This is a genomic window from Mycobacterium sp. NPDC049093 (assembly GCF_040704635.1).
Taxonomy (GTDB): Bacteria; Actinomycetota; Actinomycetes; order Mycobacteriales; family Mycobacteriaceae; genus Mycobacterium.
Map to the genome: position 1 here is coordinate 275,579 of NZ_JBEZJS010000007.1, position 19,903 is coordinate 295,481.

Annotated in this window: 19 protein-coding genes; 6 read left to right on the plus strand and 13 right to left on the minus strand. The window is 67.1% G+C overall.

Annotation, left to right across the window (positions count from 1 at the left end; genetic code table 11):
• Nucleotides 1-14 precede the first annotated feature (14 nt).
• The 6 genes from AB0876_RS27300 to AB0876_RS27325 are packed head-to-tail and all read right to left on the minus strand — an operon-like array spanning nucleotide 15 to nucleotide 7,423.
• On the minus strand, nucleotides 15-857 hold the full coding sequence (locus AB0876_RS27300; RefSeq protein WP_526043458.1) for a coniferyl-alcohol dehydrogenase: 843 nt from the start codon (nucleotides 855-857) through the stop codon (nucleotides 15-17).
• A 2-nt stretch (nucleotides 858-859) separates the two neighbouring features.
• A complete protein-coding gene (locus AB0876_RS27305) occupies nucleotides 860-2,167 on the minus strand; it encodes an LLM class flavin-dependent oxidoreductase (RefSeq protein ID WP_491841053.1) in 1,308 nt (435 codons plus the stop codon).
• Nucleotides 2,164-3,960 carry an FAD-dependent oxidoreductase gene (locus AB0876_RS27310; protein WP_526043407.1) on the minus strand — a complete coding sequence of 599 codons (1,797 nt, stop codon included), beginning with the start codon at nucleotides 3,958-3,960 and terminating at the stop codon, nucleotides 2,164-2,166. The genes AB0876_RS27305 and AB0876_RS27310 overlap by 4 nt, the downstream gene beginning before the upstream one ends.
• The gene (locus AB0876_RS27315; RefSeq protein ID WP_526043408.1) at nucleotides 3,957-4,880 is read right to left on the minus strand and encodes a 3-carboxyethylcatechol 2,3-dioxygenase; all 924 of its coding nucleotides are present in this window, start codon (nucleotides 4,878-4,880) and stop codon (nucleotides 3,957-3,959) included. Before AB0876_RS27315 ends, AB0876_RS27310 begins: the two co-directional genes overlap by 4 nt.
• On the minus strand, nucleotides 4,837-6,516 hold the full coding sequence (locus AB0876_RS27320; protein WP_526043409.1) for a bifunctional 3-(3-hydroxy-phenyl)propionate/3-hydroxycinnamic acid hydroxylase: 1,680 nt from the start codon (nucleotides 6,514-6,516) through the stop codon (nucleotides 4,837-4,839). The genes AB0876_RS27315 and AB0876_RS27320 overlap by 44 nt, the downstream gene beginning before the upstream one ends.
• Complete coding sequence (locus AB0876_RS27325; RefSeq protein ID WP_491841049.1) at nucleotides 6,509-7,423, minus strand: alpha/beta fold hydrolase; 915 nt, start codon at nucleotides 7,421-7,423, stop codon at nucleotides 6,509-6,511. Before AB0876_RS27325 ends, AB0876_RS27320 begins: the two co-directional genes overlap by 8 nt.
• A 130-nt stretch (nucleotides 7,424-7,553) precedes the next feature.
• Between AB0876_RS27325 and AB0876_RS27330 the strand changes: the two genes are divergently transcribed.
• From AB0876_RS27330 to AB0876_RS27340, 3 genes are read left to right on the plus strand one after another with little or no spacing between them, the layout of a single operon-like run.
• Entirely contained in the window at nucleotides 7,554-8,279 is a 726-nt protein-coding gene (locus AB0876_RS27330) for an IclR family transcriptional regulator (RefSeq protein ID WP_526043410.1), read from the plus strand.
• Between the two features lie 12 nt (nucleotides 8,280-8,291).
• Nucleotides 8,292-9,926, plus strand: a complete 1,635-nt coding sequence (locus AB0876_RS27335) for an FAD-dependent oxidoreductase (RefSeq protein WP_491841047.1) — start codon at nucleotides 8,292-8,294, stop codon at nucleotides 9,924-9,926.
• Nucleotides 9,927-9,943: 17 nt separating this feature from the next.
• Nucleotides 9,944-10,510, plus strand: coding sequence for a TetR family transcriptional regulator (locus tag AB0876_RS27340; RefSeq protein ID WP_448447908.1), 567 nt, complete (start codon nucleotides 9,944-9,946; stop codon nucleotides 10,508-10,510).
• Here AB0876_RS27340 and meaB read toward each other — a convergent pair.
• Nucleotides 10,499-11,377: a methylmalonyl Co-A mutase-associated GTPase MeaB gene (gene meaB, locus AB0876_RS27345; RefSeq protein ID WP_491841046.1), complete on the minus strand. Its 879-nt coding sequence runs from the start codon at nucleotides 11,375-11,377 to the stop codon at nucleotides 10,499-10,501. The two genes, AB0876_RS27340 and meaB, sit on opposite strands and share 12 nt — an antisense overlap.
• 11 nt (nucleotides 11,378-11,388) lie before the next feature.
• A complete protein-coding gene (locus AB0876_RS27350) occupies nucleotides 11,389-12,549 on the minus strand; it encodes a thiolase family protein (protein ID WP_526043411.1) in 1,161 nt (386 codons plus the stop codon).
• Nucleotides 12,550-12,629: 80 nt separating this feature from the next.
• On the opposite strand from AB0876_RS27350, the gene AB0876_RS27355 reads away from it, so the two are divergent.
• Both AB0876_RS27355 and AB0876_RS27360 read left to right on the plus strand, forming a co-directional pair.
• Nucleotides 12,630-13,394, plus strand: coding sequence for an SDR family NAD(P)-dependent oxidoreductase (locus AB0876_RS27355; protein ID WP_526043412.1), 765 nt, complete (start codon nucleotides 12,630-12,632; stop codon nucleotides 13,392-13,394).
• A 12-nt stretch (nucleotides 13,395-13,406) separates the two neighbouring features.
• Nucleotides 13,407-14,147, plus strand: a complete 741-nt coding sequence (locus AB0876_RS27360) for an SDR family NAD(P)-dependent oxidoreductase (RefSeq protein WP_491841043.1) — start codon at nucleotides 13,407-13,409, stop codon at nucleotides 14,145-14,147.
• A 93-nt stretch (nucleotides 14,148-14,240) separates the two neighbouring features.
• Here the strand turns inward: AB0876_RS27360 and AB0876_RS27365 are convergent, their stop codons facing one another.
• From AB0876_RS27365 to AB0876_RS27380, 4 genes are read right to left on the minus strand one after another with little or no spacing between them, the layout of a single operon-like run.
• Nucleotides 14,241-15,005 carry an enoyl-CoA hydratase/isomerase family protein gene (locus tag AB0876_RS27365; protein WP_491841042.1) on the minus strand — a complete coding sequence of 255 codons (765 nt, stop codon included), beginning with the start codon at nucleotides 15,003-15,005 and terminating at the stop codon, nucleotides 14,241-14,243.
• Nucleotides 15,006-15,009: 4 nt separating this feature from the next.
• Nucleotides 15,010-16,098, minus strand: a complete 1,089-nt coding sequence (locus AB0876_RS27370; RefSeq protein WP_491841041.1) for an acyl-CoA dehydrogenase family protein — start codon at nucleotides 16,096-16,098, stop codon at nucleotides 15,010-15,012.
• Complete coding sequence (locus tag AB0876_RS27375; protein ID WP_491841040.1) at nucleotides 16,085-16,930, minus strand: acyl-CoA dehydrogenase family protein; 846 nt, start codon at nucleotides 16,928-16,930, stop codon at nucleotides 16,085-16,087. The genes AB0876_RS27370 and AB0876_RS27375 overlap by 14 nt, the downstream gene beginning before the upstream one ends.
• Nucleotides 16,908-18,278, minus strand: coding sequence for a class I adenylate-forming enzyme family protein (locus AB0876_RS27380; protein ID WP_526043459.1), 1,371 nt, complete (start codon nucleotides 18,276-18,278; stop codon nucleotides 16,908-16,910). Before AB0876_RS27380 ends, AB0876_RS27375 begins: the two co-directional genes overlap by 23 nt.
• 145 nt (nucleotides 18,279-18,423) lie before the next feature.
• Between AB0876_RS27380 and AB0876_RS27385 the strand changes: the two genes are divergently transcribed.
• Nucleotides 18,424-18,735, plus strand: coding sequence for a 2Fe-2S iron-sulfur cluster-binding protein (locus AB0876_RS27385; protein WP_526043413.1), 312 nt, complete (start codon nucleotides 18,424-18,426; stop codon nucleotides 18,733-18,735).
• A 70-nt stretch (nucleotides 18,736-18,805) separates the two neighbouring features.
• Here AB0876_RS27385 and AB0876_RS27390 read toward each other — a convergent pair whose 3' ends face one another.
• Nucleotides 18,806-19,876, minus strand: a complete 1,071-nt coding sequence (locus tag AB0876_RS27390; RefSeq protein ID WP_526043414.1) for a CaiB/BaiF CoA transferase family protein — start codon at nucleotides 19,874-19,876, stop codon at nucleotides 18,806-18,808.
• Between the last annotated feature and the right edge of the window lie 27 nt (nucleotides 19,877-19,903).

Consider the following 19,903-nt stretch of genomic DNA (forward strand, 5'->3'; position numbering starts at 1 on the left):
CGTCCCGGCCAAGCTCAGCTCCTCTGCTCGGTATCTGCAGCGTCATCTACAGCATCGACCAAAGCTGCCTCCCGCCGGGCGAGAATGCCACCGTCGGCCCAGATCACCTGCCCCGTCACATAACTGGCACCCGGGCCGCCGAGAAAGACCAACAGCGCGGCCTGTTCGGCCGGCTCGGAGTTGCGGCCCAGCGGGGTGGTGAACGAATCGAGGTACTGCTGCCCGTAGGCCGAACGCAGCTGATCGAGAATGGGAGTCTCGGTGACGCCGGGGGCCGTGCAGTTGATCCGGATCCCCCGGGCGCCGAGTTCGGCAACACGGCCCATCCCGTAGAGGATCATGGCCTCCTTGGACAACCGGTAGCCGCCGTCGGCCAGGGCCTCGGGGTGGTCGTCACACCATCGCACCCCCTCCTCGAACGTCCGCGTCCTGACCAACCCTGCTGTGGTGAAGCGGTTTTCGCGATACCCCGATGCTGCCAGAGAAGACACCGAGGTGATCGATCCACCGGCTGCGATGCGATGCTCCACAGCCTCGGTGAACTGCCGGGTACCCAGGAAGTTGATCCGAACCACCAGCAGTGGATTGCCGATGCCCGACGACACCCCGGCCACGTTGAACAGCGCGTCCACCGGACCGTCGACCGCACCGGCGGCACGGTCGACGGACTCCGGGTCCGCGAGGTCCAGTTCGATGAAGGTGTCGGGCAGGCGATCGGGTGGCCGGATGTCCAGTCCCGTCACCCGGGCGCCGAGCTCACCCAGCGTGCGGGTGACCTCGGCGCCGATACCCGACCCGCAGCCGGTCACCACAACGTGCTTGCCGTCGTAGCGCACGAGCTTGTCGAGTGCGGTCACGGTCACCCGGCGTTTTCTCGAGCGTCCTTCTCCGCCTGTGCCGCCTTGACCCGGCCCTCGTTGATCTCCGCCATCGCCTCGGGAATCTCGCCGGCGGTGAACTTGTCGCGGCCGGTGGGCAGCCCACCGAAGGCGTAGGTCTCGTCGAACAGCGGAGCCTCGGACGGACGGCGACGCGACTCGACCTTCTCGATCACCGGCTCCAGACGCTTGGCCTTGTCCGCCACCGCCTTTGCATCCCGCTCGATGAACTCGGGCAGGATCTCCTTGCCCATGATCTCGATGGACTCCATGGTGCCCTCGTGGCTGCGCGGGTTGAGCAGCAGGATGATCTCGTCGACGCCGCTCGCCTCGTAGGCGCGCAGGAACTCGCGGACGGTGTCGGGTGAACCGATGGCGCCGCGGCCGGGACCGTAGGCCAGCGTCGGATCCTCCTTGACCGCCTCCTGATAGCGTTCCCACACCTTGGTCCGACCGGGGGTGTGCATACCGGTCAGGTAGTAGTGCATGATCCCGAACGAGAAGAAGCCACCACCAGTGCCCAGGCGCTTGAGTGCCTCGTCGTCCGTCTTCGCCACCATCATCGACAGGTCACCACCGATGGCCAGGATGTTGGGGTTGATCGCCGGGGTGACGGGCGCGCCCTGCTCTTCGAATTCCTTGTAGTACCCGTCAACCCGCTCCTTCAAGGCCTCGGGACCGGTGTAGGCGAAGCTCAACGCGCCGATCGCCTTCTGGGCCGCCATCTGCACCGACGACGGGCGGGTGCAGGCCACCCAGACCGGCGGGTGCGGGTTCTGCAGCGGCTTCGGAATCACGTTGCGGGCGGGCATCTCGACATGCTCACCCTTGAAGCCCGTGAAGGGGGCCTCGGTCATACAGCGGATCGAGACCTCGAGGGCCTCCTCCCACATCGTGCGCTTGTCGGCCGGGTCGATGTCGAAGCCACCCAGCTCGGCCACCGAGGAGCCCTCACCGGTACCGAACTCGACGCGCCCGTTGGACAGGTGGTCCAGGGTGGCGACGCGCTCGGCGATCCGGGCCGGGTGGTTGATCGGCGGCGGCAGGTGCATGACACCGAAACCCAACCGGATGTCCTTGGTGCGCTGGCTGGCCGCGGCCAGGAACATCTCCGGCGCGGTCGAGTGGCAGTACTCCTCCAGGAAGTGGTGCTCGGTGAGCCAGACGGTGGAGAAACCGGCCTTGTCGGCGGCCTCCACCTCGGTCAGTCCGTGCTGGAACAGCTGATGTTCGTCATCCTCCGACCACGGCCGGGGCAGTGGGAACTCGTAGAACAGCGAAATCTTCATCGGTTTCCTCCTGGGGTGTTGCTGACGTTGTCGTGGACTTGATGGTTGGCGGCTTGTGAAACTGGTTGTGCGGCAGCCTGTTCAGCTTGCAGCTCGGCGATGTGTCTGGCTGCCACGTACCCGAAGGTCATCGCGGGTCCGATGGTCGCGCCGGCACCGGCGTAGCTGCGGCCCATGACTGCGGCCGAGACGTTGCCCACGGCGTAGAGCCCGTCCACGGCGGAATCGTCGGCGCGCAGGACCCGCGCGTTCTCGTCGGTGCGCAGGCCGCCCGAGGTGCCGAGGTCGCCGAGGATGATCTGGAACGCGTAGTAGGGCGGTTTGCCGAGCGGTCGCAGATTCGGGTTGGGCAGCGTCGGGTCCCCGTAGTAGTTGTCGTACGCGCTGTCACCGCGGTTGAAGTCGTCATCGTGGCCGCCGTGCGCCAACTGGTTGAAGCGATCGGCGGTGGCCTGCAGATTCTCCGCGGGCACACCGATCTTGCCGGCCAGTTCCTCCCAGCTGTGTGCCTCGACGACGACACCGGAATCCAGCCAGGCCTCAGGAACCTTGCGCCCGGTGGGGACCGGGGCGAACGGGATCTTCGGGATGGGCAGATGCCCGCCCACCACATAGCGGTGGAACGAGTCGATGTCGGTGACGAGCCAACACGGGATGTGCCCCACCCCCGACTGTTGTCCTTCGATCATGGCGTGGGCGAAGTCCATGTAGGGAGCGGCCTCGTTGATGAAGCGCTTGCCCTCACCGTTCACCACGAACTGCGACGGCATCATCCGCTCGTTGAGCATGAACTGCAGCCGGCCGTCGGGCCAGCAGATGGCCGGGAACCACCACGCCTCGTCGAGCAGTTCGGTGGCGCCGCCGGCCTTCTCTCCGGCCCGGATACCGTCGCCGGTGGCAGCGGGATTGCCGAAACTCCAGTCCTTCTCGAGCACGGGTAGATGCTCCTTGCGCCACGCGATGTCGTGGTCGAAGCCGCCGGAGGCGAGGATCACTCCCCCGGTGGCCCGGACCCGCAGCGCCTTACCGTCCCGTTCGATGACGGCTCCGAGCACCGCACCGTCGTCGCCGGTGATCAGCGAGGTCATCGGCGCATCGAGCCACAGCGGGATGTCGTGTTGTTTGAGCGCCAGCCGCATGCGGGCGGCCAGCGACTGGCCGATGGCGGCCATCCGGTCACCGAACACCCGCGCCCGGACCATCCGCCAGATCAGCTTGAGCAGCACGGCCTTGCCACGCCAGTTCTGCCGGATCTGGTAGAAGAGCCGAAGATCCTTGGGGGCGAACCAGATTCCCTTGGGCGCGAGGGCCAGCGGGGCGAGCAGCTCCTGCTCGTGTTCGCCGAGCTTGCGCAGGTCGATGGCCGGGACGTTGATGGTGCTGCCCTGGGCGGAGCCGCCCGGCAGTTCCGGGTAGTAGTCGGCGTAGCCCGGCTTCCAGACGAACTCGAACCAGTCGCTGTTGCGCTCGAGGAAGTCCATCATCTCCGGCGCCGCCTCGACGTACGTGCGCAGCCGGGCATCACTGACCGTGCCCTCGGTGATCTGCTTGAGATAGTCGAACACGCCGTCCGGGGAGGGCACATGGCCGGCACGGCGCTGTGACGGTGCCCCGGGCACCCAGATGCCTCCCCCGGACAGTGCAGTGGAACCGCCGAAGTGAGAGGACTTTTCGACCACGAGAGTCTTGAGTCCGGCCGCGTCGGCCGCCAGCGCAGCCGTCATGCCACCGCCCCCGGACCCGACGACGAGCACGTCGACCGTTTCGTCGAATGTCTTGGTGTCTGAAGTCATGCTGCGATTCCTACCGCCGTCCTGATTGCGAATCCTGCGATCAATTCCGGAGCCGCCCGGTAGAAGTGGTTTTCCGTCCGGTACGGCCCGTTGGCTTTCAGCGCCGCGAACGCGGCCACCCAGGTGCGGATCTCGTGCGCCGAGTTGCCCCCTTCGGTGGCGATGAAGGCATTGGACCAGCCGTCCAGGTCGGTCAACCGACCCTCGTCGAAGATCTCCAGCAGGCCGTGGTCCCAGTCGGGGTTCAACGGCCGTAACGCACTGTCGCCATGGGCGAAATCGTGCGCGGCCTGACTCACCGCGGTCTGCCGGGCCATCCGCTGTTCGGTGGTCATCGGGACCCCGTGCACGATTCGGTCCAGCGCCGCCGGTGGTGCGGTGGCCAAGGTCGGTACCGGTGGATCATGCGACAGTCCACCGGATCCCAGCACCAGCACCCGCTTGTCGAGGGTGGCCAGGTAGGCGCCGACGGCCGTGCCGAGGGCGCGTGGCCGCGACAGCGGGCCGAGCGGCGTGGCCACGGAGTTGATGAAGATGGGCACGATGGGACGCGCGGTCGCTTCACCGAACAGTTCCTGCAGCGGCTGCACGGTGCCGTGATCGACGTCCATGCTGGTCGAGATCGCGATGTCGACCCCGGACTCCCACACCGCCTCTGCGCACTGCTGGGCGATGTCGCCTGCGACATCGAGCGCACCCTCGTACGTCCCGTAGTCCCCGACTCCGGAGGCCGCGGTGCCGATACAGAACGGCGGCATCAACCGGTAGAAGAACCCGTTGTAGTGGTCGGGCGAGAAGGTGACCACCAGCTCGGGGTCGTAGTCGGCAACAAACGCGCGAGCACTCCCGACCGCTGCGCTGATCTCGTCGAGGAGATCAGCCGACGGTCCCGGAAGATTCAGCAGCGGGCTGTGGGACATACAGCACAGGGCTACCGGCATCGTTCACTCCTCCTTCCCGCACATGCAGTACGTCGAACAGGGCGTCGCTCAGTTCGGGGGCACGCTGGGCGATATCGGCACCGGCGATGCACCGGTCCGGGCGCAGCACCAGCACCGATTCGGCGTGCACGTCGAACCAAGATTTGAGCGCACCCGTGCGGTCACCCACGATCACGACCGAGCCGTCGTCGCCGTCCGCATCGTGCCCGGTCCAGAACAACTGCGTCTGCGGGCGGGCCGCGATGAACTTCGCGCCCAGGGCTTTCCAGCGCGCATAGGCCTGCTCTCCGAGCAGGGCGCGCGGATTGTTGTTCCAGCACAGCACCGCGAAGTTCAGTCCGATCACATCGTCGAGCAACACGTTGGACTGCTCGCGGGTGTCGACTCGGGGCTGGATGAACAAGGTGCCGGCCGGCGAGTCTGCCGTCGGCGGCTTCGGGTGATAGACCGCGCCCTGGTCGTAACGCGGCATCGGCTTGAACCGCATCTCCAGGACGTAACGTTTGAGCGCGGGTACCACCGATGCGCCGCGAATCAGCCTGTCCCGCACCACCGCGATCTTGCGGTTGGTGGGCGAGATGACCCGACCCACCAACGTGGACAGATCGATCATGGCCCGGGCGTGCTTGCGCCGCTCGGTGTCGTAGCTGTCCAGCAGGGCGTCACCGGCCTGACCGTTGACCACCGCAGCGAGCTTCCAGCCCAGATTCGCCGCGTCCCGGATGCCGCTGTTGTAACCCTGGCCCTGCCACACCGGCATCAGGTGCGCGGCGTCACCGGCCAGCAGGAACCGGCCCTTACGGAAGTTCCCCGCGATGCGGGAGTGATGGGTGTAGACGCGACGACGGATCACGTCGACCTTGTCCGGATGCGGGACGAACGGTGCCAGCAGGCGTGCCACGAACTCGGGATCCTCGGCCTGCTCGTCGGTTTCGTCGGCATGGATCATGAACTCGAATCGGCGGATACCGTGGGCGATCGAGATCGACGCGTACGGCCGGTCCGGATCGGCACCGACCTCACTGTTCGGATGGCCGAGAGGATCGTTGGCCAGATCCACCACCACCCAGCGGGTCGGCGAGGTGGTGCCGTCGAACGACACCCCCGTGATGCGGCGGGTGGCGCTGCGTCCCCCGTCGCACCCGACCACGTAGCGCGCCTGCACTGCGGGCACGTCCGGCCCGAACTCGACCGTCACCCCGTCAGCCGTCTCGACCGCCGATTCCATCCGGCGACCCCAGGCCACCTGCACATGGTCGAACCGGTCCAGCCCGGCCAGCAGCTGTGCGTCGACCAGCGGCTGGACGAAGCCGTTGCGCTTGGGCCAGCCGAATCGGGCATCCGGAGGCGCCATTTCGGCCAGCAGCCGGCGGTTGCCGTCGTAGAACCGCAGGATCTGATTGGGCACGGTGTGCGGGAGGACCGCCTCGACCAGCCCGATGGACTGGAAGGTACGCAGCGACTCGTCGTCGAGACCGACCCCGCGGGGGTAGTCGATGAGGGTGTCGCGCTCCTCCACCACGAGGGTCCGGACGCCCTGGATGCCAAGGACATTCGCCAGGGTCAGGCCCACCGGCCCGGCGCCGACGATGAGGACGTCGACCTCGTCAGCCACGTTCGGACCCCAACAGAAAGTCCAGGTGCAGCCGGTTGAACGTCTCAGGGTCCTCGTACTGCGGCCAGTGCCCGCAGTCGGGCATCACCTCGAACCGGGAACCCGGGATCATCGACGCGATCCGCCGGCCCTCGCTGACATCGGCGGTCGGGTCATCGCTCGTCCACAACACCAGGGTCGGCGCCGTGATCGAGCCGTATTCCTTCTCCCCCAGCAGGTTCCGCGCCCGGATCTCCGGATCCTGCAGCGCCATGATGTCGCTCATCGCGGCGACGAAACCGGGCTGGCGGTACACCGCCTGGCGACTCGCCACGATGTCGTCGTAATCCTTTGTCTTGTCGGCCATCAGCCACTTGATCCGGGCCTGCACCGTCTCCCAGGTCGGGTTCTCCGCGGCTGCCATCGACAGCGTGATGATCCGCTTCATCACCTCGGGGTCGGCTTGCGAGCCACCGGCCGTGTTGAGTACCAGACGGTCGACCCGGTCCGGATGATCGGCGGCGGCGCGGGCGGCCACCCAACCGCCCAGCGACTCACCCGAGATGTGGGCGCGCTGCGCACCGATGGTGTCGAGGAAACCGACGAGGTGATCGACGTAGTGGGACACCTCCAGCGGGTGCCCCGGCTTGTCGGTGTAGCCGTGCCCGAGCATGTCGATCGACCACGTCGAGAAGTGCTCCGCATGGGATTCCAGATTGCGCACGTACGCCTCGGCATGTCCACCCGACCCGTGCAGCAGCACAAGCACGGGCAGTTCCGGGTCACCGGCGTGCAGGTAGCGGGTACGGATTCCGCCCACATCGAGGTATCCCTGCGAGAACGCAACGCCTTGGAGATCAGCCCAGACGCTCTCGTGCTCGGTGGCCGAAACGGAACCGGATGCCGGCCCGGCGGCAGTGCTTGTCATGTTCCCCTCTCCGGAGGTAGTGAGAATGCTATTCTCCAAATTTGTAAGCACTTTGCTCATATAGCGCACATCGGAGTGCATTATTATCAGAGCATCACTCTCGCGGTTCTATCTGTCAAGGAGGGGCGCGATGCCGGCCAAGGCAACCCCGTCGCAGGCACAATCGAAGACCGACGGCACCCCCACCGGGGTGCCCGGTTCGCAGACGTTGGCACGCGGACTGAGCGCGCTCGCGGCCATCGCCGCCGCCCCGACCGGGCTCACCGTGCAACAGGTCGCCGACCATGTCGGAGCCCATCGCACGATCGCCTACCGGCTACTGGCCACCCTGAGCCAATTCCGCTACGTGACAAAGGGGGAAGACGGTCGCTACCGGCCCGGCGCCGGGCTGGCGGCGCTCGGATCCTCGTTCGACAACAACATGCGTCAGCTCAGCGTCCCGACCCTGCGTGCACTCGCCGACGAGCTCGGCAGCACGGTGTCACTACTGGTGGCCGAGGGCGATCAACAGGTGGCCGTCGCGGTGATCGTCCCGACGCAGGTGTTCTACCAACTGTCCTTCCACGAGGGCAGCCGTCACCCGCTCGAACTGGGCGCGGCCGGGGTGGCGTTGCTGGCGAGCATGCCGCCGCGCCCCGGTGAACGTGAACTGGTGCGGCAGACCCGCGAACAGGGCTGGGTGATCACCCACGGCGAGATCGAACCGAACACGTACGGCCTGGCCGTACCCGTGCGCCGGCGCCTGCCCTCACCGCCCACCTGCATCAACCTCATCTCGCACCGCGAAGACGTCGTGATGGGCGGCAAGGATGCGGTGGTCCGGGCCGCGAACGAATTATCGGCCATCCTGTACTGAAAGGGAAAGACATTGACCCGTACCGAAATTGACTGGGACGACGAAGTCGACGTCGTCGTGCTGGGCAGCGGCGGCGCCGGGCTCACCGCGGCGCTGACGGCGTCGGTCAACGGCGCGTCGGTCGCGATCTACGAGAAGGCACCGACCGTCGGCGGCACGACCGCGGTTTCCGGCGGCATCGTGTGGATCCCCTCCCATGACCGCAGCGCCGACGGACCGCTACCGGTCTCCGATGCGGTGGACTACCTGCAGGCCCAGTCGCTGGGCTACCTGGATACCGATCTCGTGGACACCTTCGTCCGGACCGGACCGGCGATGCTCGATTTCGTCGAGGAACACAGTGAGCTGCGCTTCGCCGTCGCCGAGGGCTTCCCCGACTACAAGCCCGAACTGCCCGGCGGGCGTCCCGGGGGTGGCCGCTCGCTGAGCGCCGCCCCGGTGGACCAGGGCAAGCTCGGCAACTGGCGCGACCGGATCACCTCGTTCCCGGCCGATTTCAGCAATGTCGGGATCGACGCCGAAACTCGCGCCCGGATTCACGCCGTCTACGACGACCCGGACGCCGACCTGTGCGTGGCCGGCACCGCACTGATCGCGGGACTGCTGCGGGGGCTGCTCGACCGGGGCATCCAACCGGTCACCGAGGCCCGCGCCGTCGAACTGATCGGTGACCACACCGGCATCGAGGGCGTGCGCATCGGCTTCAACAACACCAGCGGAGCGGGCGTTCAAGTCCGCGCCCGCAGCGGCGTCGTGCTGGCCACCGGCGGCTTCGAATGGGACACCAAGCTGGTCGAGGCCTACCTACGCGGCCCCATGCGCGGCGCGGTGTCACCGCCGAACAACACCGGCGACGGGCTGCGGATGGCCATGGCTCACGGCGCCGACCTGGCCAACATGGGTGAGGCGTGGTGGGTTCCGATCGTGCAACTGCCCGGCGACACCATCGACGGTCACCCCCGCAGCCGCAGCGTGCGGCTGGAACGGACCCGGCCACGCAGCGTCATCGTCAACCGGGCCGGCAAGCGCTTCCTCAACGAGGCGGGCGAATACAACTCGATGGCCGGGGCATTCCAGTACCTCGACCCCAAGCTCGGCTACGCCAACGACCCGGCGTGGATTGTGTTCGACTCCGTGCACCTGCAGCGCTACGGGTTCCTCGGCGTCGAACCCGGTGCCCCGGCGCCGGAGTGGTTCTGCGAGTCGGCCACGCTCGCCGAACTCGGCGCCAAGACCGGCATCGACGCCGAAGGCCTGGCCGCGACCCTGAGTCGCTGGAATGACAACGTCGCCGACGAGGTCGACCCGGACTTCGGCCGTGGATCCAGCGCGTATGACGGCTACTGGGGCGACAACTCGGCCGCCACCCCGGCCGGCCAGACGCTGGGGCCACTCGACACCGCGCCGTTCTACGCAGTGCCGGTCAAGATCGGCGCGATGGGCACCAAGGGCGGACCACGCACCGACCGCGACGGCCGAGTACTACACGTCAACGGCGCACCCATCCCCGGTCTGTTCGCCGCCGGCAACGCGATGGGCGGGGTGACGGGCAAGGCCTACGGAGGAGCCGGCGGCACCCTCGGCCCCGCCATGGTGTTCGGTTACCGCAGCGGCTACGCCGCAGCGACGGGCAAGTCGGTGAGCTGATCGGCTACGGTCGAGTCGTGCTGGGGACCCCGCGCAGCGCGGCGCAGACCCGCATCCTCGATGCGGCTCTCGAGCTGATCGCCGACCACGGCGTCGGCGGTACCTCACTGCAGATGATCGCCGACGCCATCGGTGTCACGAAAGCCGCCGTCTACCACCAGTTCAAGACCAAGGAAGCCATCATCATCGCGCTGACCGAACGCGAACTCGGCCAGCTCGAAGAATCGCTGGAGGCGGCCGAGGCCGAAGGTTCGCCCACCCGGGCCCGCGAAATCCTTCTCACCCGCGTGATCACGATGGCGGTCTCACGTCGGCGTGCTGCCAGCACACTGCAATTCGACCCAGTCGTGGTGCGACTGCTGGCCGAACACGAACCGTTTCAGCAGTTCATCGACCGGCTCTACGCGGCGATGCTCGGCGACCAGTCCGGCGATGGGGCACGGGTCCATGCGGCGGTGCTGTCCGGGGTGATCGGCGCCGCGGTGATGCATCCGCTGGTAGCCGATCTCGACGACGACGCCCTGCAGACCGAACTCCTCGCCACGATGCGACGGGTGATCGGGCTCGCCGACTCAGCGGGCTGAGTCGGCGATCAGTTGGGCTGCCGCCGTGTAGGGGTCAGTGGTGCCGTCGGCCACCGCCGCCGCCAGCCCGTCCAACTCTTCGTGGTTGCGCAGCAGCGTCTGGGCCAGTGACAGGATCTGGGTGCGGGCCCGGGCGGTGCGCCGCTCAGCGGTGTCGGCGCGGTGATGGGCATCGATGGCCTCGACCAGCTCGGCCAGGCCCTCCCCCTGTGCGGCAACAAGTTTGAGTACCGGCACGGTGGCTTCGGCGCGCAGATCGCGGGCGGTCTGATCGGCCCCCTCGCGATCGGCCTTGTTCACCACGACCAGATCGGCGACCTCCAACAGGCCGGCCTTCGCGGCCTGAACGGCGTCACCCGCACCGGGATTGAGGATCACCACGGTCGGGTCGGCGATCGCGGCGATCTCGATCTCGGACTGGCCGACACCCACGGTCTCCAACACGATCAGGTCGTAGGACAGGGCGGCCAGCAGCCGGATCGCCGCCGGTACCGCCGCAGCCAGCCCGCCCAGATGCCCGCGGGTGGCCACCGAGCGGATCAGCACGTCGGGGTCGTTGATGTGGGCGGCCATCCGGATCCGATCCCCCAGCAATGCACCGCCGCTGTACGGGGACGACGGATCGACGGCGAGCACCGCGACCCGCAGTCCACGCTCCCGGTACGCGCCGACCAGGGCGCCGACCGTCGTCGACTTCCCCGCGCCGGGCGGACCGGTGACCCCGATGACTCGCGGCGACGCGGGACCGAGTACCGCGAGAACCTCACCGCGACGGTCGCTTTCGACCAGGCTCAGCAGACGCCCGACAGCGCGCTGGGATCCACTGCGCGCTGCTGCGATCAGCTCTTCGATGTTGTGCTTCGTCATCACGGTCGACACTACGGTGAAGGCACCTCGATGACCGTCGCCGAACCCATCCCGCCGCCGGCGCACATCGCGGCGACACCGATGCCGCCGCCGCGCCGGCGCAGCTCGTGGACCATGGTGGCCAGCATGCGCGCCCCGGTGGCGGCCACCGGATGTCCGAGTGAGCACCCGCTACCGCTGACGTTGACGAGCTCCGGGTCGATGTCGAGCAGCTTGATGGTGGCCACACACATCGACGCGAAGGCCTCGTTGATCTCGAAGAGGTCCACATCCGACAGCGAAAGACCGGCCCGGCCAAGCGCTTTGGTGATGGCTTCGACCGGAGCCAGGCCGGTGGATGCCGGGTCGACGCCCACCGACGCCCAGGACTTGATGGTCGCCAGGGCGGGTAGCCCGAGTTTGTCGCTGGCGATGGTCAGGAGTGCGGCAGCGTCGTTGGCTCCGCACGCGTTGCCTGCGGTGATGGAGAAGCCGTCGATCTCGGGATGAAGTGGTTTGAGTGCGGCCAGCTTCTCCAGCGTGGTGTCGCGGCGCGGGTGCTCATCGGTGTCGAACAGCCCGTGCGGAGTCTGGATCGGGACGATCTCCTCCTTGAACCGGCCCTCGTCGATCGCCGCGATGGCCTTGAGGTGTGAACCCAACGCCCACTGGTCCATCTCCTCGCGGCTCACCCCGGCCTTGACCGCGGCGTTCCAGCCGACCGTGATGGACATGTCCATGTTCGGTGCATCCGGGCGGTCGGGGTGGGTCGGCGGGAACCAGTTCACCCATTCGGCGTCCTTGGCACTGCTGGCCGCGCGGAGGAAGCGGGGCGAGGTGGAGGCCGAGTTGACGCCGCCGGCCAGAACCAACCGGTCCATACCGGCGCGAATACTCGCGGCCGCGTTCTGCACTGCGGACTGACCGGCGGCGCAGTGCCGATTGACGGACGCACCGGGCACCGTGGTGAGGCCGGCGGTGATGGCGGCATGACGGGCGACGACGCCGCCGCCGTAGAGACCCTCGCCGAGGATCACGTCGTCGACCGGGATGGTGCCGTAGCCGGCAAGGTCCTCGGCGGCTGCCCGTACTACGTGGTCAGCCAGCGCGTAGGCGTCGGTATCACGCAACGTGCCCTTCTTGGCCGTGCCGATGGGGGTCCGCAGCGCGGACACGATGACGGCTTCAGGCATTGATTCTGCTCCCTGGTTCACCCGGTAAGAGAATGTTATTCTCGCAGCCAGAGAGTCTCAGTTGCAAGAAGGGGAACCCTATGCAAATCGCCGGTAATTCCGCGATCGTCGTCGGCGGTGCGGGTGGCCTGGGTGAAGCGACAGTCCGCCGTCTGCAGGCCGCAGGAGCCAAGGTGGTCGTCGCGGACCTGGCCGACGACAAGGGCGCCGCCCTGGAGAAAGAGCTGGGCGTGCGCTATGTGCCCACCGACGCCACCTCCGAAGAGTCGGTGCTCGCAGCCATCGCCGAGGCCGAAGCCCTTGCCCCGCTCCGCATCTCGGTCGACACCCATGGCGGACCTGCCGCCGGCGGCCGCCTGGTCGGCAAGGACGGGTCCCCGCTCGATCTCGACGGATTCAAGAAGACCATCGAGTTCTACCTGACCGCGGTGTTCAACGTGATGCGACTGTCCGCTGCGGCGATCGCCAAGACCGAACCGTTGGAGGAGGGCGGCCGCGGCGCCATCGTCAACACCGCCTCGATCGCCGGTTACGAAGGCCAGATCGGCCAGCTGCCCTACTCGGCCGCCAAGGGCGGTGTGCTCGGCATGACGCTGGTCGCCGCGCGCGACCTGTCGCCGTTGGGCATCCGGGTCTGCACCATCGCCCCCGGCACGATCAACACCCCCGCCTACGGCAAGGCCGCCGATCAGCTCGAGCAGTACTGGGGTCCGCAGGTGCCGTTCCCCAAGCGCATGGGCCGCTCGACCGAGTACGCCCAACTCGCCCAGAGCATCATCGAAAACGACTATCTCAACGGTGAAATCATCCGCCTCGACGGGGCATTGCGCTTCCCGCCGAAGTAATAGTCTGTCGCGATGAACCTGACCGGAAAGGTCGCCTTTGTCGCCGGTGCAAGCCGCGGTATCGGCGCTACGATCGCCCGGGCACTGGCAGCCGAAGGCGCCGCGGTCGCGGTCGCGGCCCGTTCCAAGGAGCAGGGCAAGTTGCCGGGCACCATCGGATCGGTGGCCGCAGACATCACCGGCGCGGGCGGACAGGCCCTCCCGGTCGCCTGCGACGTCACCGATGAGGAATCGGTGAACAAGGCTGTCGCCAAGACAGTTTCAGAGTTCGGTGGCATCGACATCCTGGTGGCCAACGCCGGTGTACTGTGGCTCGGCCCCATTGAGACGACGCCGCTCAAACGCTGGCAATTGTGCCTGGACGTCAACCTCACCGGGGTGTACCTGGTGACCAAGGCCGTCATTCCCGAGGTACGCAGGCGTGGTGGCGGGTCGCTCATCGCGATCACCACCACCGGCGTCGACATGATCGAGCACGGCGCCAACGCCTACTGGGTGTCCAAAGCCGCCGCCGAACGCCTTTACCTCGGCCTGGCCGCCGATCTGCGCGGCGACAACATCGCAGTCAACTGCCTGAGCCCGTCACGCGTGGTGCTGACCGAGGGTTGGCAGGCCGGCGGCAGCGGGCTGCAGATTCCGCCGGAGATGGTTGAGCCGCCCGAGGCCATGGGCCTCGCGGCCGTACGGCTGGCCGGTCAAGACGCCAGCGGTGTCTCCGGTACCGTCCAGCGCTCCGAGGCACTCACCTTCTAGTGATCACGGCCATTGGCCACCTACGGCACGCTTTTCGCTGATTCGCGTGCCGTAAGTGGCCATTCGGCGCACCCTCGCGGGGTCGGTTGGCGGTCAGTTCTTGGCGATCAGGCCGTCCACGATCCGATTGAAATCGGCCGTGCCGAACGAGACGTACTCGGCGAGGTTGGCGTAATCCAGCGACGCCATCACCTGCTGCTCCAGCTGGATGTTCATCAACCGCTTGGTGGCCTCGACGGCCTGCTTGGGTAGGTCGATCAGCTTCTTGGCGCAGGCAATCGCCTCCGAAAGCGGGTCCTGCACCACATGATTGGCCAGACCGAGCTCGACCGCGCGCTGGGCCTTGATCCGCACGCCGGTGAGCGCGAACTCCTTGGCCTGCAGCAGGCTGATCTGCGAGCCCCACACCAACGGACCCCCGTCCGCGGCCACCAGACCGATCTGCACGTGGGGATCAGCGAAGTGCGCGTTCTCGGCCATGTACACCACATCGGAGAGCGCGGCCAGGCTGCAGCCCAGCCCGACCGCCGGGCCGTTGACCGCGGCCACCACCGGGATGCGGCACCGCACCATACCGATGACGAGATCACGTCCGTGCTTGATCGTCTTCTGACGCAACGCCTCGTCGCGGCGCAACTCGTCGAGGTAGTTGAAGTCACCCCCGGCCGAAAACGCGCGTCCCGCACCGGTGATCACCGCCGCCCGCGCGTCGGCATCCTCGTTCAGCTCTTCCCAGATCTTCGCGAGTCCGACGTGCAAGTTGTCGTTGACGGCGTTGAGCGCATCGGGGCGGTTCAGCGTGATGATGCGCAGGGCACCGTCGGCCTGCACATCGATTTCATCCGGCATTCCGTACATGTATCTAGACTCCCAGCCCGAGGATTCGTGAGGCGATGATGTTCTTCTGGATCTGCGACGTGCCACCCATGACGCTCTGGGCCCGGCTGTACAGATAGGCGCTGAGCAACTCGGGATCAGACGTGCCCGCCACCGCGAGCGCGGCATGCCCGACGGACTGCTCGACCCAGGTCATCAGCAGCTTGTCCAGCGAGCCGTCGGGGCCGTGCTTGAGCCCGTCGAGCTGTTCGGACAGGCGCCGGCGCACGTGCAGACGGAGCATCTCGGCCTGCACCCCGGCCCACGCGAGATCTTCTGGCGTCTTACCCGACACCCGAGAAGCCATCTCCCGCACCAGTTTCCCGTACCGGGCCGAGTAGCCGAGAGTAGACGGCTCCCGCTCATGGCTGACCACCGTCATGGCAAGGCGCCAACCGTCGCCCGGCTCACCGACCATATTCGAGGCCGGCACTACTGCACCGTCGAACGCGACCTGGCCGAACTCCGTCGTGACACCGTTGATCATCTGCAGCGGCCGCTGCTCGATGCTGTCCTGGTGCATCGACACGATGAAGGCCGAGATGCCTTTGTGCTTGGCCACATCCTTGTCGGTACGGGCCAACACCAGGCACCAGTCCGCCACATCGGAGTAGCTGGTCCAGATCTTGTGTCCGTTGATGATGTAGTTGTCGCCGTCGCGCGTCGCCGTGGTGGTCAGCGAGGCGAGATCCGAACCGGCGCCCGGCTCCGAAAAGCCCTGGCACCAGCGCTCGGTGCCATTGATCATGCCCGGCAGGAACCGCTGCTGCAGTTCCTTGCCGCCGTGGTGGCCCAACCCGACCACCAGGTAACCGAGGCTGGGGCGCGGCGGGGCTCCGGCGCGGGCCAGCTCCTCGTCGACGATGACGTCGTAGACGGGCGGCAGGTCCTGGCCACCGAACTCCTTGGGCCACGAAGTGCCGAAAAACCCTGCGGCATAGAGGGCCTGATGCCACTCCCCCATCCTGGCCCAGTAATCGTCGCCGGATGCCTTGAAGGACGCGGCGTTGTCCGTCAGCCAGGTCCGTAGCCGGTCCCGGAAGGCAGCTTCCTCAGTTGAATCACGAAAGTCCAAGATCAGTTACCTCCAGGTCCTCTAGCTTGACGGGCCACAACTCGGTGGCCACCAGAACGCGGCGCAGGTATACGTGCGCCAGGCATTCCCACGTGTTTCCGATACCGCCGTGCACCTGAATCGCGGTCTCACACACGGTCCGCGCGGCACGGGCGCAGTAGATCTTGGCGATCTTCCCGGCCCGGACGGCTTCCTCCCCCGGCAGTTCGTCGACCGCCCATGCCGCGTGGCGCAGGACGCTGATCGAACCCTCGATCAGCGCCAGCCCCTCGGCCAGCAGGTGCGCGACGGCCTGGTACGAGCCGATCGTCGAGCCGTACTGCTCACGGACTTTCGCGTAATCGACGGCCAGTGCATGCGCACCGCGCGCAGCGCCGACCAGGTCGGCGCTCGTGGCAGCGAGCGCCAGCGCCTGCCAGCGCAGGGCGTCCTCGCTCGACAGCTCACCGAGTTCGGCGGGCGACTCGACCACACCGACGGTGCTGCGGGTGAGATCCACACCGGCGGTGGCGGCGTCGTCCCCGCCAGACTCCCCTGAGCCGACCGCCACCTCACGATCGAGCCGACGGGCCAGATCGTCGGCGAGCACCGGTCCGAGGAACGGCACGTCGACAAGACCGCGCCCGAACTCTTCGGCGACGATCGCCACTTCCACACCGGAGGCGCCGTCGGAACGCAGGGTGCGCCACTCGGTGGCAGCGACCGTATTTTCCAACCGGGCGATCCGGCCCTCATCCGACAATTCTCCGACCGCATCAGGTCCGAGGTCGTCGGCCAGTTTCGCTGCGGCCTCTCGCAGCTGCTGCTGTTCAGACGTCAGTCGAACGTCCATGCCGCTCCTTCAGCACTCGTCGCAATACCTTTCCGGAAGGTAACCGCGGTATGTCGGTTACGAACTCCACGCGGCTGGGCCGCTTGTACGAGGCCAGCCGCTCACCGACGAGATCGATGAGTTCCTCGGCAGACACCGCAGAACTTATCGCCACGGCGGCCACCACGGCCTCGCCGTCGGCCGCATCGGCAACACCGAACACCGCACAGTCGGTGACCGCCGGGTGGCCGTGCAGCACCGCCTCGATCTCGGCCGGCGCCACCTGGAAACCGCGGACCTTGACCATCTCCTTGGAGCGGTCGGTGATGCGCAGATAACCGTCGTCATCGAGGTAACCGATGTCACCGGTGCGGTACCAGCCGTCGCGGAATGCGCCCGCCGAGGCGTCCTTCGGCAGGTAACCGGCCATCACCGAATCCGACCGGACCTGGATCTCGCCGTCCTCGCTGATGCGCACATCCACCCCGCTCACCGGCCGGCCCACGGTGTCGATGCGGCTGGCATCGAGTGGGTTGCAGGCGATCACGGGGAGTTCGGTGGTGCCGTAGGCGGTCAGCCACTGAATGCCGGCACGCTGGGTTACGGTGTCGGCGACGCTACGGGTGACCGGAGTGGCACACCACATCACATAGCGCAGCGAGGACAGGTCGTAGCGGCCGAGATCAGGATGTGCGGCCAACGCCAAAGCGATTGGTGCCACTGCCATCTCGATCGTGATCCGGTCCGACTCGATGTGGCGCAGCATGGTGTCGATGTCGAAGCGGCGGTGCAGACGCATCCAGGCTCCGGCGTCGAGCACCATGGCGATGTTGAGCAGGCCGAGGATGTGCGACGGCGGCGTCATGATCTGTATGCGGTCGGCGTCGGTGAACCCCAGCGCGTCGCGCCAATGCTCGATGGCTGCGGCGAACCCGCGGTGGGTGTGCCGGACCGCCTTGGGCAGGCCGGTGGTTCCCGAACTGAAGACGAACAGGGCGTCGCCGTCCGGGTCGGGCAGGTCGAACTGCCTCCGCCCCGGGGTGATCGGCTCATCCAGATGCAACATCGGCATCTGCGCCGCCAGCGCCTCGTGGTCACCCACCGCATGACTCGGCGTGGTCAGGGCCAGGACATGCGCCACCTCGGCGGCTTTCCAGGCCGGACTGATCAGCACCGCCACCGCACCGAGTCCCCAGATCGCCCGCAGCGCCACCACGAACTCGGGGCGGTTGGACGACATGATCGCCACCCGGTCACCCGGGCGTACGCCACGGTGTTCCAGGGCGGTGGCCATGCCGCTGGTCAATGCATCGAGCTCGGCGAGGGTGTACTCACGGTCGTCGAATGCCAGGACGGCGGGGGTGCGCACGCGAGGAGCAGTTGTGACCTCAGTCAAGATTCACAACCCCTCTCCCGAAGCCTCTGGGTAGGCACCGACCATGCCGAGAAGATACTATCAGTTAGCGAGAATGGTATTCTCTTCATATCAGAACGTACTTGCACAGGGGAGCTACATGACCGCAGGAGCGATGGCCGGCAGCGAAGCGGACGGCAAGGTCACGATCGTCTTCGACCGCGAGCAGTTGTCCGTGCCGCGCAGGGAGGGCGAGACACTGCTGGAGAGCGCGCGCCGGGCCGGTATGACGCCGCCGTTCTCGTGCGAGGCCGGCAACTGCGGCACCTGCATGGCCAAGCTCCTCGAGGGCACCGCCACCATGCGGGTCAACGATGCGCTCGACGACGACGAAGTGGCCGACGGTTACGTGTTGACCTGCCAGGCCGTGCCGGACTGCAATTCGGTGACGGTCTCCTACGACGAGGACTGAGCTCAGGCGCGAGGTGCATCCGGTCCAGGGTGCCGCCGGTTTCTACCTCTGGGCTGCTGCGAGCAAGCAGTCACGACCCAGGTGCAGAAACCGGCGAGCACTGTCCGTATTCGTCGAACACGGGCGCAGGCCGATAGTCCGGTGAATAGCCGGTGACGTGCACCGGGCTACCCACCAGCCGGAAATCCCCAGCGGTGACCAGCATTTCGGGCGTCGCATCCAATGCCTGCGGCAGCGTACGCACCGCAGCCGCCGGGATCCCCAGCGGCTTCAGCCGTGACTCCCACCCCGCAGCCGTATCGGTCGCCAGTGCGGCGGCTACCACGCCGAGCACCTCGTCGCGCTTGCCGGCCCGCTCGGCCATGGTCTCGAAACCTTTGATTCCGGCCTCACCGGCGAACGACTTCCAGAACCCGTCGTGGGTGATGAACAACGCCAGATAGCCGTCGGCGGTCGGGAACAGCTGCGCGGGCACGTAATAGGAATGGGCACCGAACGGGTGGCGGCGTGGTTCGGCTCCGTCGTTCAAATAGGCCGAGGCGCGATAGTTCAGCTGCGAGAGCATGACGTCCCGCAGCGAGACATCCACCTGGCCGCCGTTGCCCGACACGATCATCGCCAGCAAGCCCAGCGCAGCGGTCAACCCGGTCGAGTTGTCCGCCGAGGAGTAGCCCGGCAGCGTGGGTGGGCCGTCGGGATCACCGGTCATCGCGGCTACGCCGGTGGCGGCCTGGATGACGTAGTCGAACGCCGGGTCGTCTCCCCCGTCCAGCCCGAATCCCGTCATCGCGACACAGACGATCTTGGGGTTGACGTGCCGCAGGTTCTCGTAGGTGAGCCCCAGCCTGCGGATCACCGACGGCTTCATGTTCACCAGCAACGCATGCGAATCAGCCACCAGTTCGGCAAGTTTCGCCTGACCGGCCTCGGAGGCGAGATCGAGGCAGATGCTGCGCTTGCCCCGGTTGAGGCTGGCGAAATAGCTGTCGCTGACCTGACGGGAGATCTCCCCGCCGGGTGGTTCGACCTTGATCACCTCAGCGCCCAGATCGGCCAACATCATGGTGGCGTACGGGCCGGCCAGCATGACCCCGACCTCGATGATGCGGATGCCCGCGAGTGGACCCGTTTCGGAAGTCATCGCAGTGCTCCCTCGCTCTTCGCGCAA

What these genes read in the sequence shown, in the direction of transcription:
- AB0876_RS27325 (WP_491841049.1), bottom strand. Translation starts at nt 7,423, where the DNA reads ATGACAAGCACTGCCGCCGGGCCGGCATCCGGTTCCGTTTCGGCCACC.
- meaB (WP_491841046.1), bottom strand. Translation starts at nt 11,377, where the DNA reads ATGACGAAGCACAACATCGAAGAGCTGATCGCAGCAGCGCGCAGTGGA.
- AB0876_RS27385 (WP_526043413.1), top strand. Translation starts at nt 18,424, where the DNA reads ATGACCGCAGGAGCGATGGCCGGCAGCGAAGCGGACGGCAAGGTCACG.
- AB0876_RS27350 (WP_526043411.1), bottom strand. Translation starts at nt 12,549, where the DNA reads ATGCCTGAAGCCGTCATCGTGTCCGCGCTGCGGACCCCCATCGGCACG.
- AB0876_RS27365 (WP_491841042.1), bottom strand. Translation starts at nt 15,005, where the DNA reads ATGTACGGAATGCCGGATGAAATCGATGTGCAGGCCGACGGTGCCCTG.
- AB0876_RS27310 (WP_526043407.1), bottom strand. Translation starts at nt 3,960, where the DNA reads ATGACTTCAGACACCAAGACATTCGACGAAACGGTCGACGTGCTCGTC.
- AB0876_RS27315 (WP_526043408.1), bottom strand. Translation starts at nt 4,880, where the DNA reads ATGTCCCACAGCCCGCTGCTGAATCTTCCGGGACCGTCGGCTGATCTC.
- AB0876_RS27330 (WP_526043410.1), top strand. Translation starts at nt 7,554, where the DNA reads ATGCCGGCCAAGGCAACCCCGTCGCAGGCACAATCGAAGACCGACGGC.
- AB0876_RS27390 (WP_526043414.1), bottom strand. Translation starts at nt 19,876, where the DNA reads ATGACTTCCGAAACGGGTCCACTCGCGGGCATCCGCATCATCGAGGTC.
- AB0876_RS27305 (WP_491841053.1), bottom strand. Translation starts at nt 2,167, where the DNA reads ATGAAGATTTCGCTGTTCTACGAGTTCCCACTGCCCCGGCCGTGGTCG.
- AB0876_RS27355 (WP_526043412.1), top strand. Translation starts at nt 12,630, where the DNA reads ATGCAAATCGCCGGTAATTCCGCGATCGTCGTCGGCGGTGCGGGTGGC.
- AB0876_RS27375 (WP_491841040.1), bottom strand. Translation starts at nt 16,930, where the DNA reads ATGGACGTTCGACTGACGTCTGAACAGCAGCAGCTGCGAGAGGCCGCA.
- AB0876_RS27360 (WP_491841043.1), top strand. Translation starts at nt 13,407, where the DNA reads ATGAACCTGACCGGAAAGGTCGCCTTTGTCGCCGGTGCAAGCCGCGGT.